The following is a 22,490-nucleotide window of genomic DNA, read 5'->3' as shown; positions in this document are numbered from 1 at the left end:
GGTGCTCACGTTTTTTTTTACTAACAAAATATATCAAGATTATTTTTTGCAATTAGTAGCCAAGTAAATCTTGAATAATTTTATCTACTGTACCACTTTTCGCCAATCTTGCATTTTGCCCTGCCCACAGTGAGCTAAATTCATCACTTCCCATGCTTTCGGCTTTGGATTTAATGGGGTTGCTGACGAACGATGCATGGGGAAATGGCGGTGCAGACTCGCTAATATACCCCGTTTCTTGCATAAAGCGATTGACAATCCCGCGTGCTAAGCCGCCACTAAATACATTGGTTAAAGCCGTGTGTTCGGCTCGCTCACTTTGCAGTGCCTTGCGATGAAAGTCTTTGGTATCACACTCCTCTGCCAGCAAAAAAGCCGTACCCACCTGTACCGCGCTAGCGCCCATAGCAAACGCTGCTTGTGCGGTAGCGTTGTCGCTGATACCGCCTGCCGCAATCACCGGCAAACTGACAGCGTTGATGATATTGGGCAGTAGGCTAAAAGTGCCCGCTTGCAGAGTCACATCTTGGCTTAAAAACATACCCCGATGCCCACCCGCTTCCAATCCTTGCGCGATAATCATATCCGCCCCATTGGCCTGCAGCCAGCGCGCTTCAGCAGGGGTAGTGGCAGACGATATCACAATAGCCCCGGATTTTTTGACGATATTTAACAAAGCTTTGTCCGGTAGCCCAAAATGAAAACTCACCACAGGGACTTTCAAATCCGCCAATAGCGCTGCTTGTTCATGGGTAAATGGCTGACGTCCACCGGTCGTGGCTATCTCATCTTGCGTCAAACCAAATTCTTGATAATAAGGTAGTAGGGCATTAAACCATTTTTCTTGCATCGCTTGGGTATAGTCAGGTTGTTGATGCGCAAAAAAATTGACATTAAAGGGGGCATCAGTCGCTTGACGGATACTCGCAATTTCACTTTCGATTTTTTGTAGGCTGAGCAGGGCGCCGGGGAGTGAGCCCAGTCCGCCTGCTTGGCTCACTGCGATAGCAAGTTTGCTGTCTTGGACACCTGCCATCGGCGCTTGGATGATCGGCAATTGAACTTTAACGTAGTCAAGAAAGCTGTTAATTGCTTTGGTATGATGGATCATTTTATGTTCCTTGTTATTGTTTTAATGTATTTGTCTTAATGCTATTGACTTACAGGGCAAAAATCGAAAACCATTTTAGTGTATCGCCAATAGCTGACATTGAAAAGTACTATATGCCCGTTATAAATCGACTGAATATAAAAACCCCAGTAACATTACTAGGGCTTTTTTGACTAGTTAACTTAGGTTGACCATTTAGGCGCTAAGTTTAGGTGCTGAGCTTAAGTACTAAGCTTAGGTATTAAGTAGCTTAGATATTAGGCGCTTGGGATCGCCATTAACAGCGCTTGTCTTGCCTCGGTATTGTGTTTGAATTCTCCCAGGAGTGACATACTGCGGGTATCAGATTTTTGTTTCATCACGCCGCGCATCATCATGCACATATGCGCGGCATCCATCACCACCGCCGCGCCTTTTGCCCCTGTCATATCCATCACCGCTTGCGCGATTTGGCGGGTTAAGTTTTCTTGAATTTGCAAACGTCGAGCGTACATATCCACGATACGTGCCATTTTTGACAGTCCAATCACTTTGCCATCGGGCAGATACGCCACATGCGCCACGCCATAAAAAGGCAACATGTGGTGCTCACACATCGAATAAAACTCGATATTTTTTACCATGACCAATTCATTATTGTCAGTTGGAAAAATCGCGTTATTGGTAATTTCGACCAAGTCTTGATGATAGCCTTGGGTCAAAAAACTAAAGGCTTTAGCGGCACGTTCTGGGGTATTAAGCAGTCCTTCACGTGTTAAGTCTTCCCCTGTTGATGCAATGAGGGTGCGGTAGGCATCACTGTTTTGTTGGATAATCTCGTCAAAATTTGCAGGCATAGTCATGATAACATTTAAGTTTAAAAAAATAGGCATAGCTTAACGCTTTACCACTATTTGTAAAGCGATTTTTGTCACAAACGCCATGAAAATCACTAAATTTGCTTTGTTTGGGTTTTTTGCTAGAATTAACCCCTAATTTTGAGCTATTATAGTGCATATTCGTTCACTGAAAAATAAGGAAAAACCATGCTATTAACAGGGAAGCGTTTCGTTGTTACCGGTATCGCCAGTAAATTATCGATTGCTTGGGGTATCGCAGAAGCGTTACATCGTGAAGGCGCGAGTTTAATTTTGACCTATCCGAATGAAAAAATGAAAAAACGCGTGGATATGGCAACCGAAACTTTTGGTGCAGAGAAGGTATTGGCCTGTGATGTGGCATCAGATAGCGAAATCGAAGCGTGTTTTGCCCAAGTTGCTGCACACTGGCCAGATGGCATTGATGGGGTCGTGCATGCCATTGGTTTTGCCCCTGCCGATCAGCTAGATGGTGATTTTACTCAGGTGACCACCCGTGAAGGCTTTGCCATTGCCCATGATATTAGTAGCTACAGCTTTGTGGCGCTTGCTAAAGCCAGCCGTGAGTTACTGGCAAAACGCCAAGGCTCGCTGTTAACCTTGACGTATGAAGGCAGTATCCATGTGTTGCCAAACTACAATGTCATGGGTCTAGCCAAAGCCAGTCTGGAAGCGAGCATTCGCTACCTTGCCAGCTCTCTGGGTAGCGATGGTATCCGTGTCAATGGGATTTCTGCAGGTCCGATTCGTACCTTGGCGGCAAGCGGTATCAAATCATTTCGTAAAATGCTCGACACCAACGCCAAAATGTCACCGCTACAGCGCAATGTCAATATTGAAGAAGTCGGTAATGCCGCGATGTTCTTGTTATCGCCTTGGGCGTCTGGTATCACCGGCGAGATTTTATTTGTCGATGCTGGGTTTAATACCGTGGCACTCTCTGAACAAGTGATGATGCAGGTAGAAGACTAATTTTTAGGCGGGTAGTGGATAAAAGAGCGACCATGGTTGCTCTTTTTTTTGCTTACTTTTTTTAATCGATCTTTGGATAGGGATTGCAAAGCCGTCTGGTTAAGCTTACCATTTTTTGTCAGGCTTAACATGTTTGGCAAATCAGCTAAAGACTGATAGATGGCGGTAGCTAATGATTAATAAATTACCTAAGTGGATTTTATGGGGTGGCTGTGTGCTGGCGTTTAATGCAGGGTGTATCAATAGCACCGCGTTAGTCGGCTTTACGCATTTGTCCGCTTCGCATGTAACGGGCAATGTGACGCTATTTGCCACAGCATTGGCGGAACAGCATTACCAGCAGATGGCAATGGTTTGTATCGTGCTATTATCGTTTTTATTTGGGGCAGTTATCAGTGGCTTTGTGGTGGGTAGTACGGCATTAAAAGAAGGTAAGCGCTATGGCAACGCTTTGTTAATTGAAGCAAGTTTATTAATCATCAGTCTAATTTTATTTAGCTATCAGTCGTTTTGGGGGCAGGTGTTTGCCGCGATGGCTTGCGGACTGCAAAATTCGATGGTCGCGACCTATAGCGGTGCCGTGATTCGCACCACCCATTTGACAGGATTGACCTCAGATATGGGCTCAGCATTGGGTAATTGGCTGGCAGGCAGACCGATTAATAAGAAGATGTTCGTGTTTCAAGCGATGATATGGTACAGCTTTTGCGGGGGCGGGGTATTAGGTGCTTTGGGCTATATCCACTATAAATACATGACGCTGATGTTACCCATTGTGATTGTGTTATCGTCAGCGTTGGCTTATCAAACATATTTATTAACCCGTAAAAAAACGGCTAAGTAGCGACCTTAACCGTTTGATTTTATCTTATTCTTCATCTTCATCTTCGAATTTTTTCGCCTCATGTAACATATCAAGTAGCGATTCATCAGAGCCCTTAGAGGTAGGAGTGCTCGCATTATCTTGGTTGATGTCGGTACGATTGATGCCTTCCATCGCTTCATTGGCAACATCAGATTGGGCGTTGTCTAATTGAGATTTGTCGATAGGGTTAGCGTTAGTATTGTCAGTCATGATCGTCTCCTTATTGTTTTCTCTTATACGGTTTTTTCTTTTATGCGTTAGACCTAGTAAGCTTAATATTATAAGTAAAATAAATGGCTTACAACACTTAAAAATGAAACGTAACCAAAAATATACTCATGAGTGACGTAGGAATAAGTTTATCACTTTGTTCGCGGTGTATTACTTGCTTTGGATTGCATACTTTGTAGTGCATGGCAATTAAGTGAGTTAGGGAGATTGACAGACTGCTGGCGACACTCGCTGTCGCGAATGTTGCAATTCGGGCGATTTTTTCATTGAGCGGTGATGGTGGTGCATTTTTTTGCTGTATAATTTTTTGAGCGCCCCACTCACTATCTATAAAAATTCTTGAGTATTTACTGCATGCTAACGATTGTACAAAGTAATAAAATCGATACGCTATTTGACCATTTGTTAAAGGCTTACAAAAATCCCAGTTATCAAAGCTCAATTTTTGAGCCATTTCAGGTGATTGTGCCATCTAAAGTCATGGGGGAGTGGTTAAAAAAACAAGTCGCAGATAAGGCAGGCATCAGCACCTTAGTGACCACCGAATTTTGGGGTCGCTATTTTTTGGGACTGATGCAGCGGGTTTTAAGAACCTATGCGCGCATCTCGCAAGACGACGATATATTAGACGTGCCAGAAGTGGCAATGCTGTCCAAAAACGTCATGCAGTGGCAAATATTTGGCTATTTAACCCAGTACCGACAAGCCATTGTGGAGCAGCCACACCATCCGCTTCATCCATTTTTATCCCCGTTGGTTGAAGACAAAGAAGCAGATAGCCCAAATACGACTGGTTTTGCACCTGATACACCCGCCATCGTTGACAGTTTAAGTTGGGCAAATAACCAGTCGCTACTGTCTAATGACGTGATTAGCCAATCTGCTGAATTACAAACCCAAGATCAGCGCATCTGGCAGCTAGCCAGTGATATGGCAAATATGCTCAATCGCTACATGACCTATCGTCCGCAGTGGCTCAGTAGTTGGGGGCAAGACAAGCCTGTGGCTGTGAGTGACATGATTGCCAAAAAAGATGCGCTGCATAATCGCTTAAACGGGCGGGATGCGTCCAACGCCATTGACACACCTGACTGGCTCGTTGAGCACTACGAACAGTTAGAAGCCGCGCAGCGATTTTTATGGCGGCAGCTGTTTGATGATGACTACCGGTTTCGCGAGCAGTTGCATCAGCAGTTTTGGCAAGCATTAAACCATTCAGAAACCCGTATCCGCAACATCAGCCGTAGCAAGTTACCAAAGCACGTGTTTTTATTTACTTTGCAGCAGTTACCGCCGACAGAGTTACTGGACTTACAACGCTTAGGGGTGCTAACCGACGTCACGATTTTACACTTTAACCCGTCAGAGCAATTTTGGGCAGATATCGTCGATAAAAATTGGCTCATGCAAATGCAAATGGAAGACGATACCAGCAAACATGACGCTTGGTATCTAAAAGATTATGGTCATACCTTGTTGTCACGGTTTGGCAAACAATCGCGTGAAGTGTTTGCCATGCTGGCAAGCTTATCGGGTAATGAATATGAACATGTGCTATGGCAAGATGATTTTGATAACACGCCGCCCAATACGTTACTCGAATTTATCCAACATGACATCTTGATGCTAGAAGAAGTCGCAACCACCGCCAAAATCAATGACATGCTTAAACTGGTGAAAGGCGAGGAAGCAAAGGCAGCAAAAGCAGCGAGTGAAGATGGTCGCCAAAACCTCGTGCAGCAAACCCAGCTTTTGCAGCAGCAGCTTGCCAATATTCAAAGTAATGGGCTGAAAGATATTGAATCCACGCTTGGTCTATACAAAGCCATTAAAGACAAACTCAAGCAAGAATCCAATAAGCAACTTGAAAACGTGGAAAAATGGCGACCCAAACCACTTGATACCAGTATTGCCATTCATGTCTGTCATAGCATGGTTCGCCAGCTTGAAGTGCTACGCAGTATGATTATCGCCTGGCTAAATTATAGCGATATGCAAGCCACGCCAGCGCAGATTCCCACCGATCCTTGGGACAGACGGGCGTTGTCAGATATTTTGGTATTATTGCCCGATATCGAAACCCACCAGAACATCATCGAAGCCACGTTCCCCAAACATGTGGGCGGCGATGGCTATCAGTTGCCAGCCAAAGTGACAGGCGTGGTGGCAAAAGATATTAACCGACTTTGGCAAGCGATTACAGGGTACTACACGCTGCTCAATCGGGCAGGCGCTCGGTTTCAGCGTAGCGAAGTATTTGATTGGTTGATGCTAGCGCCACTATATGAAAGCTTCGGGCTTAATTTGGAGCAGATGACCCGTGCTTGTGATTTGCTGACTCAGGCAGGATTTATTCGCGGGTTTGACGAGCTGCATTTGCAGCAAACCTTAAGCGCTGCCGATGATGATTATCGATACACCTTTGCTTATGCGCTTGAGCGCTTAGTCGCTGGCGTGATGATGCCCAAAGCCACGTTGGTCAGTTTTGGCGAGTATACCAATAGCTTTGGCGTGGTAGAGAAGTTTGTACCACTGACAAACTTGACTATGGCAGATGCCGACATCGTCGCTGTGCTGTGTGATATTTATCAAACGTTGGATGACAATCGTCACCTAGGTAATGACGTCAAAACCCTGCCTGACTGGCTAACCCAAATAGAAAAGCTCATTCAACAAAAATTTAGCCTATTTAATCAAACCAATGCGTGGCGTGCTATTTTTGCCGCACAAAATGACCTAAAAGAAAATATCGAAGCCAATAGCAAATACCTCGCTACGGTAACAAGCAAAACCGCAAAAAATCCCAACCCACCTACCGAGCCAGTGCAGCAAATTGACACCGAGCATTTGCCACTTAAACTCACTTTCGTACTCGAAAACATCGCCCAATCGATTATCAATCAGCAAGTAAGTGCCGAGCCGTCTGGGGTGATTACCTTTGCCCGTATCGGTTCAGTGCGCAGCCTGCCGTATAAATTAGTGGTGATGCTCAATTTAAATTTATCTGAGTTTCCAAAGCAAGAGCAGCAAAACCGTTATAACTTAATGCAGGCAGGATTACCGATTCGCGGTGACAGATTTAGAGAAGATGACGATTTAGGCGCGTTTTTGGACGCGTTGTTGTGCGCCAAGCAAGCGTGCTGGATATTTTATAATGGTAAAAGTACTACAGATACCCACGAGCATTTACCTGCCAGTCCCTTACAGGAATTACTCGACTTTTTGCAAAACCGAATGGCAAGTGATGACGCTATTCTTGACCCCAATAACGAATCAAATAGCCTAAGCAATAATTCTCAAAGTCCCCTAAATCCCCAATCAGCCAACTTTGAACAATGGGTAAAAGCGTATTTGGTCACCCATCATGCCGCCTTGCCATTTGATAAAAGTTATTTTGAATTGCCGCAAGCTGAGCAAAAAAACGAGCAAAAGAGCGAGCATAAAGATAAAGGTATTCAAAGTCATGAGCAAATTAATGACGAGGGGGTATCCACTGATTTACACCAAACCACAGCTACTCTAAACCAACAAATCAAGCTGTCAAAAACTGCCCTGTACCCACCTGCCAAAATCTGGCACAATCTTTATACAGCGCTGCAAGATAAAAATGCTACGTCCACTCAGCCAATCGTGCAAGTCTGGGATACCAAGCAACTAACTGACTGGCTATCGCAGTGGCAACAACTAAAACAGCAGCTGTCTGACCTGCCTGAACAGTCGCAGCAGCATTATATCAACTTGAGCAAAATCGTTGGCAACTTAGCCGATCCTGCCAAAGCCTTTGTGAAAGCACAAAACATTGCTATCCCTGCCCAAGGTGACAACGATAGTGGTGGCAATGATAGAAATGACAATGATAACGAGTTTGAATCGTTAACCTTGGATGCGTTAGATGGCTGGTTGTTGCGTAAATCTTTGTTAGATGCTTTTTTTGCCCAAGCCTTGTCCGATAAGGGCGATAATACCCATAATACTCATAACAACGAGATGAAACTTGCAGCAAACGCGCAAAAGCCAATCATTCAAGAATCAATCAACATCGCTATCAATGAGTTATTGCCAGCCGGGGTGAACCGCTACCAATCGTTGCAGCAAAATCAGCAACAACTCAAAAAAGATTTGCAGGATTTTGTTCATCACTTAAAAACCATCAGCCAACAGCTCGAGGCTACTGAGGCAAAGTTGTTAGGGAATTTTTACTCAGATAAATTTGGGGCATTAGATGTACAAAACACCGATGAAGTCATCCAATGGGTGGCAACGTCGTTAACCCCCTGTGAAGAGCAGCGAATCGCCATTAACACCTTAGCGCTGGATAAACAAGCGGGACTGATGGACAGTAAAGAAAGCTGGGTCATTACTGCCAACTTGCCATTATATAAACCGTATCAATCAATTGAAGATAAGGTTGCAGCAGCTGCCAATCCCAGCTATTGGTTAAATTATTTGCCAACCTCGGGCAAAGAAAAATACCTGTTACAATTTTGGCTGCATCATTTATGTTGGCAAGTACTTCGCCGCACCACGGCTCAACAAGCAAAGCTGAATGATGGCTTTTCGCTGTGGCAGTTTAGCAATAAAAAAACCGTGTATTTACCTGCCATCCCTTGTGAGCAAGCCTGTGGTTATTTGCAGGACATTATGATGGTGTATCAACTCATCGATAGTGTTGTAACCATTGTACCGCCTGCTTTTTGCCTGTCATTTTTACAAAAACAACAAAAACAGCCAGAGGTGGCAGCCAGCCAGCATCTAGGTGATTGGCTAAAAGACAGTAATTTTAATTTTGTGGATGTGAACCAGTTTGACTATCCGATTTGGCAGCATTTAATTGGCGATTATAAACCATCGGTGATTATTGGGTTTGCACAGACGTTGGGCGCGCTGATTTATGAACCTATGTTATCTATGGTCAAAGAATTGCACCAACTTATTGAAGCATGACACGCATTTTTATCAAAGAAATCTTATGAAACACGATATTCATACCCCAAGCATAAAAGTAAGTAGTGAAACAAATATCGAGGCAAACATCAAAACAAATATCGAAACAAACACTCAAACAAACATCGACGAAGCACGCATTAAAGAAGACGCTGAATCTTTACTACCTCCTGCAGTCACTTTGCCATTGACGGGGCGTCATTTGATTGAAGCCTCAGCAGGCACAGGCAAAACATGGACGCTGACGGGCGTGATGTTGCGACTAATCGTGCAAGCGGGGCAGCCGTGTGAAAAAATTATCGCCACGACCTTTACGCGAAGTGCCGCTGCCGAAATGCGCCAGCGGATTCGTGAGCGCTTGCAAGATTTTTATCAATTGCTGCAAATGATTAATCATTCTACATTTACACCGTTAAGTGACAGCGATTTGGATAGCAGCAAAGCTATCGCTGTGCAAAAATATGCACATTTTATTGCGCAGGTGCAAGCGCTTGCGGCACAAAAAAATTTACTGGGTAAGTACCAAGACCCTATCAATAAACACTTAATCGAGTGGATCGCCAAACAAGTCTTTGGTTTGCCAGTAGATGTAACCCCAGCAGCAAGCACAAAAGTAAGCCCGAAAGAAAGCCTAAGCACCCCAAAGCCAACCGCTGAGGATAGTGAAAACAGCACCCATAAACCTGCCAAAAATACCGTCAATTTTCGTATCGCACTGCAGCGCACCACATTGGCGCTCAACCAACTTGATCGCTTATTTGTCAGCACCCTCGATAGTTTGTGTCAAAAGTGGCTAAGAGAATACAGTAGCGAAACGGGGTTTTCTGCAGAGGTGCAAATCAGTAATGATGTCAGCGGCATCATCAAGGGTATGATTCATGACCAACTTAGGGCATTTATGGCGCAGGTCAATGCCAATATGCCTGAATTGTACCCGATGATGTTTGACAATAACGTGTTTTTACCCGTTGATGATTACTACGAGGCGGTCAATCGCGCGCTGAATTTTTATACCGCTGATATTGATACGGTAACATTGACAGCGTTTGATACTACTGCTATCAAGGCACTGATGCGGTCGATTGCGGGTTATGATGATAGTGGATTTGAGGCATATTTTGATAGCGATTTTCGTAAAGCGCAAGGGTTTAGTGCTGGCAATAAACTTCATAAGCATTTTAACGAAATTAAAAATCTGCAAAATTTACTCAGCACGGGTGACATTACCAATGTTTTTGCTATGTATAAAGTTGGCAACATAGTGAAGGTACTAGAAGGTATTGAAGATTTATACGTCAACGATAAAGGCTTTAATAGCAAAAAAGAACAGCAAAGCGCCACATTCAAATCCTTTGATATCGTGGACAACATTTGGCAGCTTATTCAACAAACGCAAGCCTTGCAAGACTACTTTAAACAAGTAAATTTTTACTTTACCCAGTTTATCAGCCGTTATGTGCGTACCCACCTACCAAAACGACTAGAATCACAGCGGCTAACTACTTTTGCCTTACAATTGGCGCGGTTAAACGATGCGTTATCCGGCAAAAAAGGTCAGTCGTTAGCGCGTTATATTCGCCATCAGTACCCTATCGCCTTAATTGATGAATCGCAAGATATCAACACCGAACAAGCGTTACTGATTCAAAGGGTTTATTTACAAGATTTTGAGCCAGAGACAGCAGATAAAGCAGAAAAATCAAATGGAAAAAAATATCACACTCCCTCGCAATTTTTGCTGTTGGTAGGGGATCCGAAACAGGCAATTTATGGATTTCGCGGTGGGGACGTACAAAATTACACGACGCTAAAAAAACTATTTCCGGAACAGCCCAAGTCACTGAACCAAAACCATCGCTCATCAGCCGCACTGATTGATAGCCTCAATCACTGGTATGGTGTTGGCGAGCAAGATATTGACCCAAATGAAGCCGACCAGCTGCCCAATATCAGCCAACAGCCGTATTTTATGGGGCGTGAAATTTATTATCGTAAAATTTCTGCGACGCGCCAAACCGCAGAGCTGGTTGTCGGTAATGCGGCGGAAAATGAAGTTGCCAGCTTACCTGCGTTCAATCATATTGCTATCGAATATAAAGCGCCCTATAGTCAGCAAGTGGTGGCAGTAGCCGAGAATGACGCTACCTCGAATGACACCGCATGCCCGAATAACACTGACTCCTCAAATGACATCATCTCATCAAGTGATGAAAAAACGGTGGATTATGCCGATGCGATTGCCGCGCAAATTTTTGATTTATTTGATGATGGCAAACCATTAAGCTACCAGAATCGTGGCTTGACGCTGAGCGATATTTGTGTGTTGGCAGTCAAAAACAGTGAGCTTAATACCATCGAGAAACGCTTACATCATCATGGGATTGCGACCGTGAGAGGCGGTAGTCAAAGTGTCTTTGGTGATAGCATGAGTGTTGATTTGATGACCTTACAAAGCGTGCTGTTGACGCCATTTAGCGAATCAAAATTAAAATCCTTAATGTTGTCTAGTTTTTTTCAGCTGACCCTTGAACAAATCAACCAGTTGTATGATGCGCTTAATCAAACTAACACCCAAGCGGCGCAAGGACAAGCTCACCCTCATCATCAAGCGTCAACAAACACCAGTCTGGCTGACATTCAGCAGTTGGTATTGACCGCCAGCGAATTGTGGCAAAAACACAGTTTTTTGGTCGCGATACAGTGGCTGCTCAATCAACCGCTTACTTTACCCAGCCAAATCACACTCAATTTTTGGCAGCGCCTTGCCAAACATCCAAATGGTGAGCGATTGCTCATTGATTTACGCCAGTTGTTAGATATTATTAGCGACCAGTTCAATGGACAGGTGGGCGAGCATCAACTGTTTGAGTGGTTCTGCGCCCAAGTACAACAGCAGCCAAAAGAAGATTGGTCAACGCAGCAGCGCTTGCCATCCGATGAAGGCGTGCAACTGATGACGGTTCACGCGTCTAAAGGCTTGGAGTTTCCGATAGTATTTGTGGTTGGGTTTACAGGGGAGAGTAAAGCCAAGTTTTATGGTGCGCCATTATATCTGTATAGTATACAAGTCACTCATCAAGCAACGCCTCAATTCACTCAAAAATTGACTCAAAACAATGATAACCCGCTGTTAAGCCGCCGATTGACCGCGTTGCCCAGCCAAATAACCGATAACAATCCAATTAATCCAATCAATTATGTGGCTATTGAAGACCAATCTGCCTATGAAGAACGATTGCGATTATTGTACGTTGCCCTTACCCGCGCAAAAGAACAAGTGTATCTTGTTACTGTCGCCAAAAAATCTGCGGTGAAAAATTCTGCTTTGGCGCCTTTTATGGATGATTTGGCAAAATTCGCTGTCAAAGAAACATTGACTGAAACAACTCATATCATAGATTCAAATAGCCTAAGCAAACACTATGACTCAAAGCTAAAATTCACACCCAAAGAAAATAGGCAGAATGAGCAAAACGCTACGGTCGCTAAGATTGATTACGATGAAATCATCAAAGTTATCACCATCGATACCTTTAAGGGATGGGCGAATACCAGTTTTACCGCATTGTCTCGTTATATTGACCATACCAACGTTGACACAGTGGTCAATGCGGAAGACAGGCAAGATGATGATATTTTAGCAGCAGCGCAAACCAATTTGTTGCCTGTCCCCAATAGTAGGCTAGCGGGGGAGCCGAGTAACGAGGTTAATTCCATTAGATTTAACTTTGAAAAAGGCACAAACCCGGGTACTTTTTTACATAGTGTCTTAGAAGACATTGCCAATAACTACAATGAAACCCCTGAGTTTGCTATACCACAGCAAGATGCCAGAGCAGACAAGTTAAAACGCTGGTCAGTCATGGTGGATCGCACGTTAAGACGCTACCAAATGCCGAGCAATTACTTTTCTACAAAAGAGAGTAGTGCAGGGCAGTATGGCAACTGGCATGATATCAACATTGATGATTTGCAGCCTGATTATGTCGCGTTGGTGGATTGGCTGGATGATATCATCCATACACCGTTAGCCGCTTCGGCAGTGCCGCTGGTCAATATCAAATATAACCAAAAAGTTGCTGAATTAGGGTTTAATTTACGCTTAAACCAGCATTTGTCATTTAGCGACTTAAACAGGTTGTTTCACCAATTCGATATCCCACTGCAATTGCAAAGCCAAGAAGTCAACACCATGGTTTGGCAGTATCTCAACGGGGAGATTGACTTGGTGTATCAGCACGGCATACAGTTTTTTATCGTCGATTATAAAAGCAATTATCTTGGCAATGATTTCGACAGTTATAACCAAGCAGCATTATATGACGCGATGACCACGCATAGTTATTGGTTACAAGCGAGCATCTACCAAGTGGCGCTGCATCGCTATTTAAAGTTACGACTACCCAATTATGACATCAATACCCATTTGGGTGCGGTCGAATATGCTTTTTTACGCGGTATGTCACCCAAGCATGACACCCGTGGAAAGCTAGTAAAACAGTTTGATAGTGACTTTATCTTGGCATTAGATGATATGTTCGGCTATCCCAATGACAATTAAAATTAACCATTACGCATAAAGAATTTATTATGAAAACAAACACGACTGAGCCAACCGCTGCACTTGAAGAAACTGCCAAATTAACCCAATTAGCCAATTTTATTCAATACCGCAAGCAGCAAAAATCACAGTTAAATAAAACAGAAACCAATAAAAATAGCCTAAGTAAAGAAAATCAAAATAAAAGTACAAAAGCAAAAGAAAAACCGAAAATCTTGCAAATTTTTGACCAAATCAATGAACAACTATCAGAAGGTCATACCGTGTATGAAATGACGGTCAACAATGAAGAAGAAAAATCACTCATTGCAGAGTTAACTAACAATAACTGGGCAAGCGTAATAGGGGCAAAGGATGATAAGTTATACAACCATGATACCAATGCGCCTATCATTCTTCAAAAACTCGCGCAATCAGTTGATGGAGTTGGTGAAACGCAGGTTAACTACATTGTTTGGCTACATCGACAATGGTATGCAGAACAATCGTTAGCCAAGCAGTTGATGAAAATTGCCCATAGAAAAGTGGCGGAATTCAATGGTATATCTTCATCAAGAGAAGTCGATAAAGGTTTGGCGCCCAAACCCAATACGATGCAGCAACTCGCCATCGAAAAATCAAGTCAATACGCTCTGAGTATTATTATCGGCGGACCTGGTACAGGTAAAACTTTTACCGTAGCTAAGCTGGTAACCACTCTGCAAAAGGGGCACGAGCACAAAAGAAAACAGGACCCTAATTTACCGCCTTTATCCATCACCCTGACTGCACCCACAGGGAAGGCAGCGCAGCGTATGCAAGAATCATTACGTATAAGCTTGCAAAAAAGCTTGCAAGATGAAGAAATCACTTTGGACAATGCAAAAACCTTACATCGGCTGTTAGGTATTGGTAGTGATGGCATACCACGCTATCATGCCAAAAATCCATTACCCGATGATTTGATTATTGTAGATGAAGCGTCCATGTTAGGGCTTGAGCTTGCTAGTCAGTTAGTTGATGCTATCAAACCCACGGGTCGGCTGATTTTGTTGGGTGATGCCAATCAGCTGGCTGCGGTAGATGCGGGGTCGGTTCTATCAGATTTGTGCGCGGTGACGCGTTTGCAGCCTTATATCACTGAGTTGACGGAGTCAAAACGCTTTGATTCAAATTCAGTTGTCGGTCAGTTTGCTCTCGCCATTCAGCAAAATTTGCCTGCACCTAAAAAAATAAAGCTCATACAGCGATTATTACAACCCATTGATTTGCAAGCAATTAAGCCATCTCAAAGTGAAAATCCATCAGACTTGGCTGGTAAAACACAGCAAACAAAGCAGCAAATAGCCAATATTCCTTTTTACCCAATTGATGCGTCTTCGAGTCTGCCTGCTGTTTTCAACCAATTAGCGAAACCTTACCATCCATTTTTTGCGTTTATGCAGCAATGGTACAGCCAGCCCGTCAATATTTTTGAAGCGAATAATCGAAAAAGGTTGTTTGAGGTATTTGATAGGTATCGCATTCTGTGTGCAGGTCATCAAGGACAATTGGGCACCCAATCAATCAACCAAAAGATGAGCCTAGCTTTTACCGAGTTTTCCAAAATCACGCGAAGCAAAGCTTACTTTTATCACGGTTTACCGATTATCATCCAAAACAATGACTATCAGTTGGGGTTATTTAATGGCGATATTGCGATTTGTCTGTTGTACCAAGGGCAGTTATACGCCTGTTTTGCAGAAAAAGTGATACCCATCCAGCGATTAAGCCGTGAAAGTTGTGACTATGCCTATGCGATGACCATTCATAAGTCACAAGGCTCAGAATTTCACACGGTCGCCATTTGTATTGATAAAGCGCATACAAGGCTACTAAGCCAAGCGCTGATTTATACAGCGGTGACGCGCAGTAAATCCGCTTTATCCATATATAGCGCTAAAGAAAATTTTGAGTTAGCTGTGACACAAAAAGCCGTGCGACAAACTGGTTTGCAACTCCAATTTGATCATCTCAACAACACGCCATAAAAGATAGGTCATAAAAACAGACATCATACAAAGATATCTTCTAAAAAAACACGCCATAAAAAAAGGTATCCAACGATACCTTTTTATTTATGACAAGCAGTTTTACACATTTTTTAATGCATAAATCCCTGGCATATGGCGTAGATACCCATGATAGTCCATACCGCAGCCATACACATAACGATCTGCCACATCTAGACCCACAAAATCGACTTTAAACTCTTGTACTTTTCGGTCATGGAGTTTATTGAGTAGCACACAGGTGCGGATAGATTTTGGATTTTCTTTTGCCAGCTCGTCCACCACCGCTTTTAGGGTAATGCCTTCATCAAAAATATCATCAATCAATAAAATATCTTCACCTGCCAAATCAATATCAGGTTTGAATTTCCATTCAAGTTCATTAGTGCCTTGGTTGTTGCGATAGCGGGTCGCATGGATATAGTACATACGATGATAAAAAGTAAACTGGGTAAGCAGTTGACCTGCTGGAATCAACCCGCCATTCATCACCACCATCACAATGGGATTTTGACCTGCATAGTGCAGGTTGACACTGGCTGCCAAACGCTCGTAAGCACTACTCACTTCAAAACTACTGATGAGACATTCAGAATTGCGTAGCGCTTCTTCGATTTGCTGATTGCTAAGTTGATTCATGGTGGACCTATTAATTTAAAAAAATAAGTGGGCTATTGTAACGCAGTTTTATCCAATTGAATAATAACGGTTAGCAATACCTAATCGTTAAATATTAACGCTTGGTAATGTTTGGTAAAACGCTCAAGCGATTCTTGTGGCATTTGGGGGATTAAACGGCGTAGCGCGATATCAATTACTTTAACGATGATACCATCGGTCACTGGAATTGCCGCACGTTTAAGCATATTTAAATTGAGCGTTTTGGTAAAATCGACCAAAAAATGCTGCAAACAGGCTTTGGTTAGCTCGCCAAATAACCGAATCAAATTTTGCTGCTCTTCAAGCCCGTTACCTGCTTGGACGTTTTCTATGGTAGCCAGTAAATTCTTTGCTAGCTCGTCACTCAGTGGCACTGAGATACGACGTTCACCCGATTGGGTGTTTTTTAACACTTTTTGGTCAAAAAAATCAAAGCTAGGTAATACATCTTCATTTTTTGTAGGGCTTAATAGTGTGTTAATCAGTTTGTCGCTAGTCGCCTCAATGGTTTCTGCGGTTTTAATCAAATGCGCTTTTCGTTCTGAATCATCCGGTAGCGATTCGATTAATTTAATCAGTAGCGCATCCATCAGCTCTTTACTGGTCAACTGGGTGATTTTATCGCGATAAATGTCATAACGTTCGCTACTTTTGCTAGCAATCAGCTCATACGCCTTATCAATGGTAGCGCTCAATTCTACGGAAGGGGTAAACCCAAAATAATAGCTCATAATATTTTTTCGTTATCCAATGATTTCTTCAGGGTAATCAATCACTACCCAGCCATTTTCTATCCAATCACAAATTATATCAGTTTCGACATCGGCTGCTTGCAAAATTTGCTCATCGATTGATTCGCCATTGGCAAGCCGAATGAGGAGTGATTGCGCGTTCGCGGGTATGTCATCCGCGTCAATGGCACAGCCATTGACATAAACTTTTGCTTGATTTTTTGAATCCGCTTGGGTTTGGGTAAAGATAATACGGCTAGACATGTCTTGTCTGATGACCGCACCCGCTGCCAAGGCGCTTTGTATCTCATCAATATCGGCATACGCGTCAGGGAGCATCAGCTCATATTGACGCTTGCTTACCGTTTCGCTAATCGCTTGAGTGATTATTTCATTGCCAAGTTCAGAGTTTAGCAGCGCAATCAGCTGCGCTCTGATATCTTGAATGCTGGCTATCGACAGCTCGCCTGCAACGGCGGGGGGTTGGTTGATTTTGAGCGGAATGGCTAAATCATCAAAATGGGTAGCGACATCCGCCAAACTATCTAGCAGTTGTAATGGGGTAGGTCGCCTAAAGCCAAAGGAAAAAGTTAAACAATCGTCAACGGCCACCCCGTAATGAGAGAGATTGGTCGGTACATACAGCACATCGCCTGGCTCAAGCACCTCATCAAATATCAGCTCGCCCATTTCATTCATCAAACGAATCGGTTGACCTGCTTCAAATTGGGTTGTTTGGTCGCAATACTTGCCCAATTGCCAATGACGTTTGCCGTATCCTTGCGCCAAAAAGACATCGTAATTGTCATAATGCTTGCCAACGCTGCCACCTGAGGGCGCATACGACACCATAATGTCATCACGTTGCCACTGCGGAATAAAATCAAACGCATGCCATAGGTTGCCAAGCGCTGGCGACCATTGTTCCATATTTTGCACCAGCACCGTCCAATGTTTTGGCAGTTTTTGAAAGTCTTTGGCGGTAAGAGGGCTGGTTTTAAGTGACCATTGCTGGTTATTTTCGCTGATGAGTCGGGCAGTGGCGTCTTCATCTTGGGCAAGCCCGATGATATCGTCTGGCTCAAACATACCAACCAATTGCGGCAAGCCCTGCTTGATTAGCAGTGGTTTTTTTTGCCAGTACTCGATCAAAAATTGTTCGGGGCTGATATCGCTAGGCAAACAAAAGTGCTGGGTCATATTTTTTCGTTCAGTGGGATAGGTAACGCGCATTATAGCAAAGGCAGTATACCAAAATCCTATAATAAAATTTTTTTCATCAAAGTGTAAAACAAGCGTAAAAATATGAAACATATTGAACTGGAAAGTTTCATATTTTTTGTTGTATTGGTTATAACGCTCGTATATAGTCAATACTCACAAGGAAGTACTCACAGGAAAGTTAGACGAGCAATATTTGATTGACTCGTTGTTTATACAACAACAGTTATACCACAACAAAGGAATGTTCTATGACAGCTATTTTAAATCAGCACGAAAACTACCTACAAGCCGACCAAGCTTATGGTTTTCCCTTGCTTATCAAAAATTTATTGTCTCGCGCCAAAGTGGTCTCTGGCGACAAAAAAATCCATTACGCTGACAAAACCAGTTACACCTATCAAGAGTTTTTCAAACGTGTCAATCGCTTAGCCAATGTCTTAAAAGGCTTAAACCTACAAAAAGGCGATGTGGTTGCGGTCATGGATTGGGACACACACCGTTATTTGGAATGTTATTTTGCCATCCCGATGTGTGGCTATATCTTGCAAACCGTCAATGTGCGTTTGTCAGAAGACAAAGTGCTATATACCATCAATCATGCCAAACCAAAAGCGCTACTGTTAAATTCAGAATTTTCACCGATGATCAAAAGCCATACCCAAGATGCGCCATCGGTCGAGCATGTGATTTGGTTGGATGATAACAACACGCCAATGCCCCCATACGCCCAAGGCGAATATGAAACCATGCTAGCACAAGCCAGCGATGAGTGTGAGTTTGAAGATTTTGATGAAAACACCATTGCTACAACCTTCTATACCAGCGGTACAACAGGCAATCCCAAAGGCGTATTTTTTAGCCATCGTCAAATCGTCATGCATACGCTCGTCGTTGCAATTGCCAATGCACTTAATATCGAAGGTCAAGGGCTGCGCTACTCAGATGTCTATATGCCAATGACGCCTATGTTCCATGTCCATGCTTGGGGGTTTCCTTTTGTCGCAACCATGCTGGGACTGGAGCAAATCTATCCGGGTCGCTATGTGCCTTCCACCATGGTTGACTTGGTAAAAAAACACAATGTCACCACCACCCATGGCGTGCCAACGATTTTGCAAATGCTACTGGGTGAAATCAACAAACGCCAAGAAAAATTCAACGGCTTAAAAATGGTCATCGGTGGCTCTAAACTCAATCAAGGGCTTGCCAAAATGGCTGTAGCCAGCGGCATCGAAGTTTGTACGGGCTATGGCATGTCAGAGACTTGTCCTATTATCAGCATTGTCAACTTTGATGAAACATTCCAACACATGAGCGAAGAGCAACAAATTGAGCATCGCTGCTTGTCAGGCTCACCGGTGCCATTGGTCGATTTGCAAATCTGGCACAACGGCAAACGTATGCCAAACGATGGCACATCCACAGGCGAAATCGTGGTGCGTTCACCTTGGTTGACGCAGAGTTACTACAAAAATCAGGACGCAGGCAACGAACTGTGGGAAGGTGGTTATCTGCACACCCAAGACATCGGTTGGATGGACGCAAAAGGCAATGTCAAAATCACCGACCGGCTAAAAGATGTCATCAAATCGGGGGGCGAATGGATCTCTTCACTTGAAATAGAAACCATCATGTCATTACACCCAAGCGTTGCCGACATTGCTGTAATTGCGATTCCTGACGCGCGCTGGGGTGAGCGTCCGATGGCGTTGATTGTGCTCAAACCCGATCATCAAGACACCAAAGCCGAAGACATCATCGCGATTGCGCAACAAGCGTATGAGCGCGGTCATTTGCCAAAATACGGTATTCCGCAGGATGTGAAATTTATCACGGAATTGCCAAAAACCAGCGTGGGTAAAATTGACAAAAAAGTCATCCGCGATCAATATGCCCAAGGGTTATTTGCTTAGACTGTTTTTCTCAACGATGACAGGGTAAAAACAGCGTAAAAGTAAAAAAGGTAGAATTTTTTCTACCTTTTTTATTATCCAAGCAATCAAATAATCAAGCAATCCATCAAACTATTAACCGTTGATTGACCTTTGCCATCGGTAATGGGTAATGTCGGGCTTTGGCAATATCGCATGCGACTATATTGACCTCATTGACATCAATTTTGTGCCAGTTAGGACGTTTGCAAGCAGATTTCTCTATCAAATTGGCATCAACTAGCGCATCCATGACTTTATCCGCCACATCTAGGGTAGAATTGGCTTTCACATTTTCTGCCACCGCATAACGCAGCTTGGCAAACACCTGCAAATCCGCAACGCGCACGGTAATATCATCACTCGGTACTTGCTGCCCACCATATAGCGCATTATCTGCCGTTTGTGCAGTTCGAAAACTTGGCACAAATTCACTGACATAATCTATGGCGTTTTGGGTGCGCTCTCTTAGTGCGTTTGGCTCCCAGCCGTTTTCAATATAATTTAGATATTGTGGATTAATGGGCGGTTGGCTGCTTTCTTGGGTGGCTTTGGTTAACCCATCATTAAATAAAGTGATGTTTTCAGTCATGCCATGTAGCTGAAAAAACCCGTCAGGATAAGGGGTAAACTGCGCCATGCCATTGGGCGTGCCACGCTCACCATGAAAAATAATCTCAGGCAAACGCCCCTTATAATCACGCCATTCACTGATATAAGAAGCTTTAAATTCTACCATGCGTTTGATATGCACGCCTGCTTTGTCATCAATGATACCGGTTCTAAAACCACAAGCATTGACCACAAAATCGGCATAGATATGCTGAAGCTCGCCATTTTCATCGGTAAATGACACTTGCCAGCCATCCATGTGACGTTTTAAATCATCAACTTGGGCATTTAGATGTACCTGAGCGCTGTGTAGGCGCTGCAATTGTAAAAAAGCACTGGCAGAGAGTCTAAAAATATTCCAGCCAAATTCTTGCACCGCAATGATGGGGTATTGCAGTTTTTCCAAATCCATCACTTTAAGAGCCGCCACAACCCACTCATCCGTGGTGGTCGGAATGTCTTTAGCTTCTAATTGAATTAGCTGTTGAATTTGCTGCTTGTCATATACTCGGTAATAATCTTCGACATTGCCTAACACTTGGTTGCTAGGGTCAGCATCAACCAATGATTGATAGTAAGCCGTTAACATATCAAGACGTGGCAGTAAGTCAGTGGCGGTATTGTTATCGCGTTTTGGCACCGTGATGAGGGTGGGGCGCACATCAATACTTTCTGGATACAACTTGGCAATATCAATACATTGGCGCATCAACACGCGGCAATCTTCATCACTGATTTCGCGGTACAAATTGCCACCCGCATGCAGATGACACATGGGTGGAGCGTTGATAAGGCTGGCATTTTTTTCAATCAAATGCACATGAATGCCCGCCATCGCCAGCCGTATAGCAATCGTAGAACCTGCTGAACCACCGCCAATCACTGCTACGGTCGGTGATTGCGTACTTGAATTAACGTACATAATTTTGCCCTTATGCGTTGCCCAAAATGAAGAAATAAATTGTAGCGGAAAATAATCTAGTTACTGTGACATTTATGCAGTCATTGTCGCTTTTGTTGTTAATGAATTTTACCCAATAGTATATATTAAAATAAGTAGTATTTTTTATACTTTTTAGTATAAAAACATATTGAAAATTCTAATATTATCAGTTAAAGTTAATTTAGCTTAAAAAGCTGACCTGTATTTTATCCAACAATCATAATTAAGTAAGGAAAATAAGTATGTTAAAACAAGCCTTCCTAGCAGCAGCGATTTCTACTACGTTATTAGCCGGTTGTGCCACGACGCCAACCCATACCGCTCATGCACCGATGCACGCAGCTAACATTGTTGATGTAGCAAAATCAAATCCAGATTTTTCAATATTAGTTGAAGCGGTGGTAGCCGCAGGTTTAGCCGATACCGTCGCGACTACTAAAAACATCACCGTATTTGCGCCGACCAATGCTGCGTTTGCCAATCTACTTGCTGAGCTCGGTATGACCAAAGCGCAATTGTTTGCAAACAAACCACTATTACAATCTGTGTTAACTTATCATGTGCTGCCAGCCACAGTAATGGCAAAAGATGTCAAACCAGGTATGGTTAAAACCTTACAGGGTCAAAACGTCATGGTGACTTCAACTGGTAAATTACAAGACGCAAATGGACGTGTTGCCAACATTGTCACCACAGATATCAAAGCGAGCAATGGTGTGGTACATGTGATTGACCGTGTCATTTTGCCAAAAAGATAAGTTATCATAGATAAAGTTATCGGCCATAAATTGTTGTCTTTAAGCATAATTATCTTTAGC

14 protein-coding genes are annotated in these 22,490 nt (G+C 43.3%); 7 read left to right on the top strand and 7 right to left on the bottom strand.

The window, feature by feature from the left end; genetic code table 11:
• Window positions 1-52 precede the first annotated feature (52 nt).
• Window positions 53-1,111 (bottom strand): nitronate monooxygenase, encoded by a 1,059-nt coding sequence (locus RT422_RS03305; protein ID WP_313421264.1) that lies wholly within the window; start codon window positions 1,109-1,111, stop codon window positions 53-55.
• A gap of 257 nt (window positions 1,112-1,368) precedes the next feature.
• Complete coding sequence (gene folE / locus RT422_RS03300) at window positions 1,369-1,947, bottom strand: GTP cyclohydrolase I FolE (RefSeq protein ID WP_007115330.1); 579 nt, start codon at window positions 1,945-1,947, stop codon at window positions 1,369-1,371.
• A 189-nt stretch (window positions 1,948-2,136) separates the two neighbouring features.
• On the opposite strand from folE, the gene RT422_RS03295 reads away from it, so the two are divergent.
• Window positions 2,137-2,940 (top strand): enoyl-ACP reductase, encoded by an 804-nt coding sequence (locus RT422_RS03295; RefSeq protein ID WP_313421262.1) that lies wholly within the window; start codon window positions 2,137-2,139, stop codon window positions 2,938-2,940.
• Between the two features lie 172 nt (window positions 2,941-3,112).
• Window positions 3,113-3,784, top strand: coding sequence for a YoaK family protein (locus RT422_RS03290; protein ID WP_313421261.1), 672 nt, complete (start codon window positions 3,113-3,115; stop codon window positions 3,782-3,784).
• Window positions 3,785-3,808: 24 nt separating this feature from the next.
• Here RT422_RS03290 and RT422_RS03285 read toward each other — a convergent pair whose 3' ends face one another.
• Entirely contained in the window at window positions 3,809-4,015 is a 207-nt protein-coding gene (locus RT422_RS03285) for a hypothetical protein (RefSeq protein WP_188874220.1), read from the bottom strand.
• Between the two features lie 375 nt (window positions 4,016-4,390).
• Here RT422_RS03285 and RT422_RS03280 point away from each other — a divergent pair, with 375 nt between their 5' ends.
• The 3 genes from RT422_RS03280 to recD are packed head-to-tail and all read left to right on the top strand — an operon-like array spanning window position 4,391 to window position 15,550.
• Entirely contained in the window at window positions 4,391-8,980 is a 4,590-nt protein-coding gene (locus RT422_RS03280; RefSeq protein ID WP_313421260.1) for an exodeoxyribonuclease V subunit gamma, read from the top strand.
• A gap of 25 nt (window positions 8,981-9,005) precedes the next feature.
• Window positions 9,006-13,541 (top strand): UvrD-helicase domain-containing protein, encoded by a 4,536-nt coding sequence (locus tag RT422_RS03275; RefSeq protein ID WP_313421259.1) that lies wholly within the window; start codon window positions 9,006-9,008, stop codon window positions 13,539-13,541.
• Between the two features lie 29 nt (window positions 13,542-13,570).
• Window positions 13,571-15,550: an exodeoxyribonuclease V subunit alpha gene (gene recD, locus RT422_RS03270; protein WP_313421257.1), complete on the top strand. Its 1,980-nt coding sequence runs from the start codon at window positions 13,571-13,573 to the stop codon at window positions 15,548-15,550.
• Window positions 15,551-15,652: 102 nt separating this feature from the next.
• Here recD and RT422_RS03265 read toward each other — a convergent pair whose 3' ends face one another.
• From RT422_RS03265 to RT422_RS03255, 3 genes are all read right to left on the bottom strand, one after another.
• A complete protein-coding gene (locus tag RT422_RS03265) occupies window positions 15,653-16,210 on the bottom strand; it encodes a hypoxanthine-guanine phosphoribosyltransferase (protein WP_135889207.1) in 558 nt (185 codons plus the stop codon).
• 80 nt (window positions 16,211-16,290) lie between these two features.
• Window positions 16,291-16,962, bottom strand: coding sequence for a hypothetical protein (locus RT422_RS03260; protein ID WP_284034068.1), 672 nt, complete (start codon window positions 16,960-16,962; stop codon window positions 16,291-16,293).
• A gap of 12 nt (window positions 16,963-16,974) precedes the next feature.
• Window positions 16,975-18,162: a cupin domain-containing protein gene (locus tag RT422_RS03255; protein ID WP_313421256.1), complete on the bottom strand. Its 1,188-nt coding sequence runs from the start codon at window positions 18,160-18,162 to the stop codon at window positions 16,975-16,977.
• Between the two features lie 272 nt (window positions 18,163-18,434).
• Here RT422_RS03255 and RT422_RS03250 point away from each other — a divergent pair, with 272 nt between their 5' ends.
• Entirely contained in the window at window positions 18,435-20,099 is a 1,665-nt protein-coding gene (locus tag RT422_RS03250; protein WP_313421255.1) for a fatty acid--CoA ligase, read from the top strand.
• A gap of 106 nt (window positions 20,100-20,205) precedes the next feature.
• On the opposite strand, the gene RT422_RS03245 is transcribed toward RT422_RS03250, so the two are convergent.
• The gene (locus RT422_RS03245) at window positions 20,206-21,651 is read right to left on the bottom strand and encodes an FAD-dependent oxidoreductase (protein ID WP_313421254.1); all 1,446 of its coding nucleotides are present in this window, start codon (window positions 21,649-21,651) and stop codon (window positions 20,206-20,208) included.
• 263 nt (window positions 21,652-21,914) lie between these two features.
• On the opposite strand from RT422_RS03245, the gene RT422_RS03240 reads away from it, so the two are divergent.
• Window positions 21,915-22,430, top strand: coding sequence for a fasciclin domain-containing protein (locus tag RT422_RS03240; RefSeq protein ID WP_144917696.1), 516 nt, complete (start codon window positions 21,915-21,917; stop codon window positions 22,428-22,430).
• Window positions 22,431-22,490: the final 60 nt, after the last annotated feature.

Source organism: Moraxella sp. CTOTU49803 (assembly GCF_032097965.1).
GTDB lineage: Bacteria > Pseudomonadota > Gammaproteobacteria > Pseudomonadales > Moraxellaceae > Faucicola > Faucicola tetraodonis.
This window is presented reverse-complemented; position numbering and strand designations above follow the sequence as displayed.

What these genes read in the sequence shown, in the direction of transcription:
- RT422_RS03305 (WP_313421264.1), bottom strand. Translation starts at nt 1,111, where the DNA reads ATGATCCATCATACCAAAGCAATTAACAGCTTTCTTGACTACGTTAAA.
- folE (WP_007115330.1), bottom strand. Translation starts at nt 1,947, where the DNA reads ATGCCTGCAAATTTTGACGAGATTATCCAACAAAACAGTGATGCCTAC.
- RT422_RS03295 (WP_313421262.1), top strand. Translation starts at nt 2,137, where the DNA reads ATGCTATTAACAGGGAAGCGTTTCGTTGTTACCGGTATCGCCAGTAAA.
- RT422_RS03290 (WP_313421261.1), top strand. Translation starts at nt 3,113, where the DNA reads ATGATTAATAAATTACCTAAGTGGATTTTATGGGGTGGCTGTGTGCTG.
- RT422_RS03285 (WP_188874220.1), bottom strand. Translation starts at nt 4,015, where the DNA reads ATGACTGACAATACTAACGCTAACCCTATCGACAAATCTCAATTAGAC.
- RT422_RS03280 (WP_313421260.1), top strand. Translation starts at nt 4,391, where the DNA reads ATGCTAACGATTGTACAAAGTAATAAAATCGATACGCTATTTGACCAT.
- RT422_RS03275 (WP_313421259.1), top strand. Translation starts at nt 9,006, where the DNA reads ATGAAACACGATATTCATACCCCAAGCATAAAAGTAAGTAGTGAAACA.
- recD (WP_313421257.1), top strand. Translation starts at nt 13,571, where the DNA reads ATGAAAACAAACACGACTGAGCCAACCGCTGCACTTGAAGAAACTGCC.
- RT422_RS03265 (WP_135889207.1), bottom strand. Translation starts at nt 16,210, where the DNA reads ATGAATCAACTTAGCAATCAGCAAATCGAAGAAGCGCTACGCAATTCT.
- RT422_RS03260 (WP_284034068.1), bottom strand. Translation starts at nt 16,962, where the DNA reads ATGAGCTATTATTTTGGGTTTACCCCTTCCGTAGAATTGAGCGCTACC.
- RT422_RS03255 (WP_313421256.1), bottom strand. Translation starts at nt 18,162, where the DNA reads ATGACCCAGCACTTTTGTTTGCCTAGCGATATCAGCCCCGAACAATTT.
- RT422_RS03250 (WP_313421255.1), top strand. Translation starts at nt 18,435, where the DNA reads ATGACAGCTATTTTAAATCAGCACGAAAACTACCTACAAGCCGACCAA.
- RT422_RS03245 (WP_313421254.1), bottom strand. Translation starts at nt 21,651, where the DNA reads ATGTACGTTAATTCAAGTACGCAATCACCGACCGTAGCAGTGATTGGC.
- RT422_RS03240 (WP_144917696.1), top strand. Translation starts at nt 21,915, where the DNA reads ATGTTAAAACAAGCCTTCCTAGCAGCAGCGATTTCTACTACGTTATTA.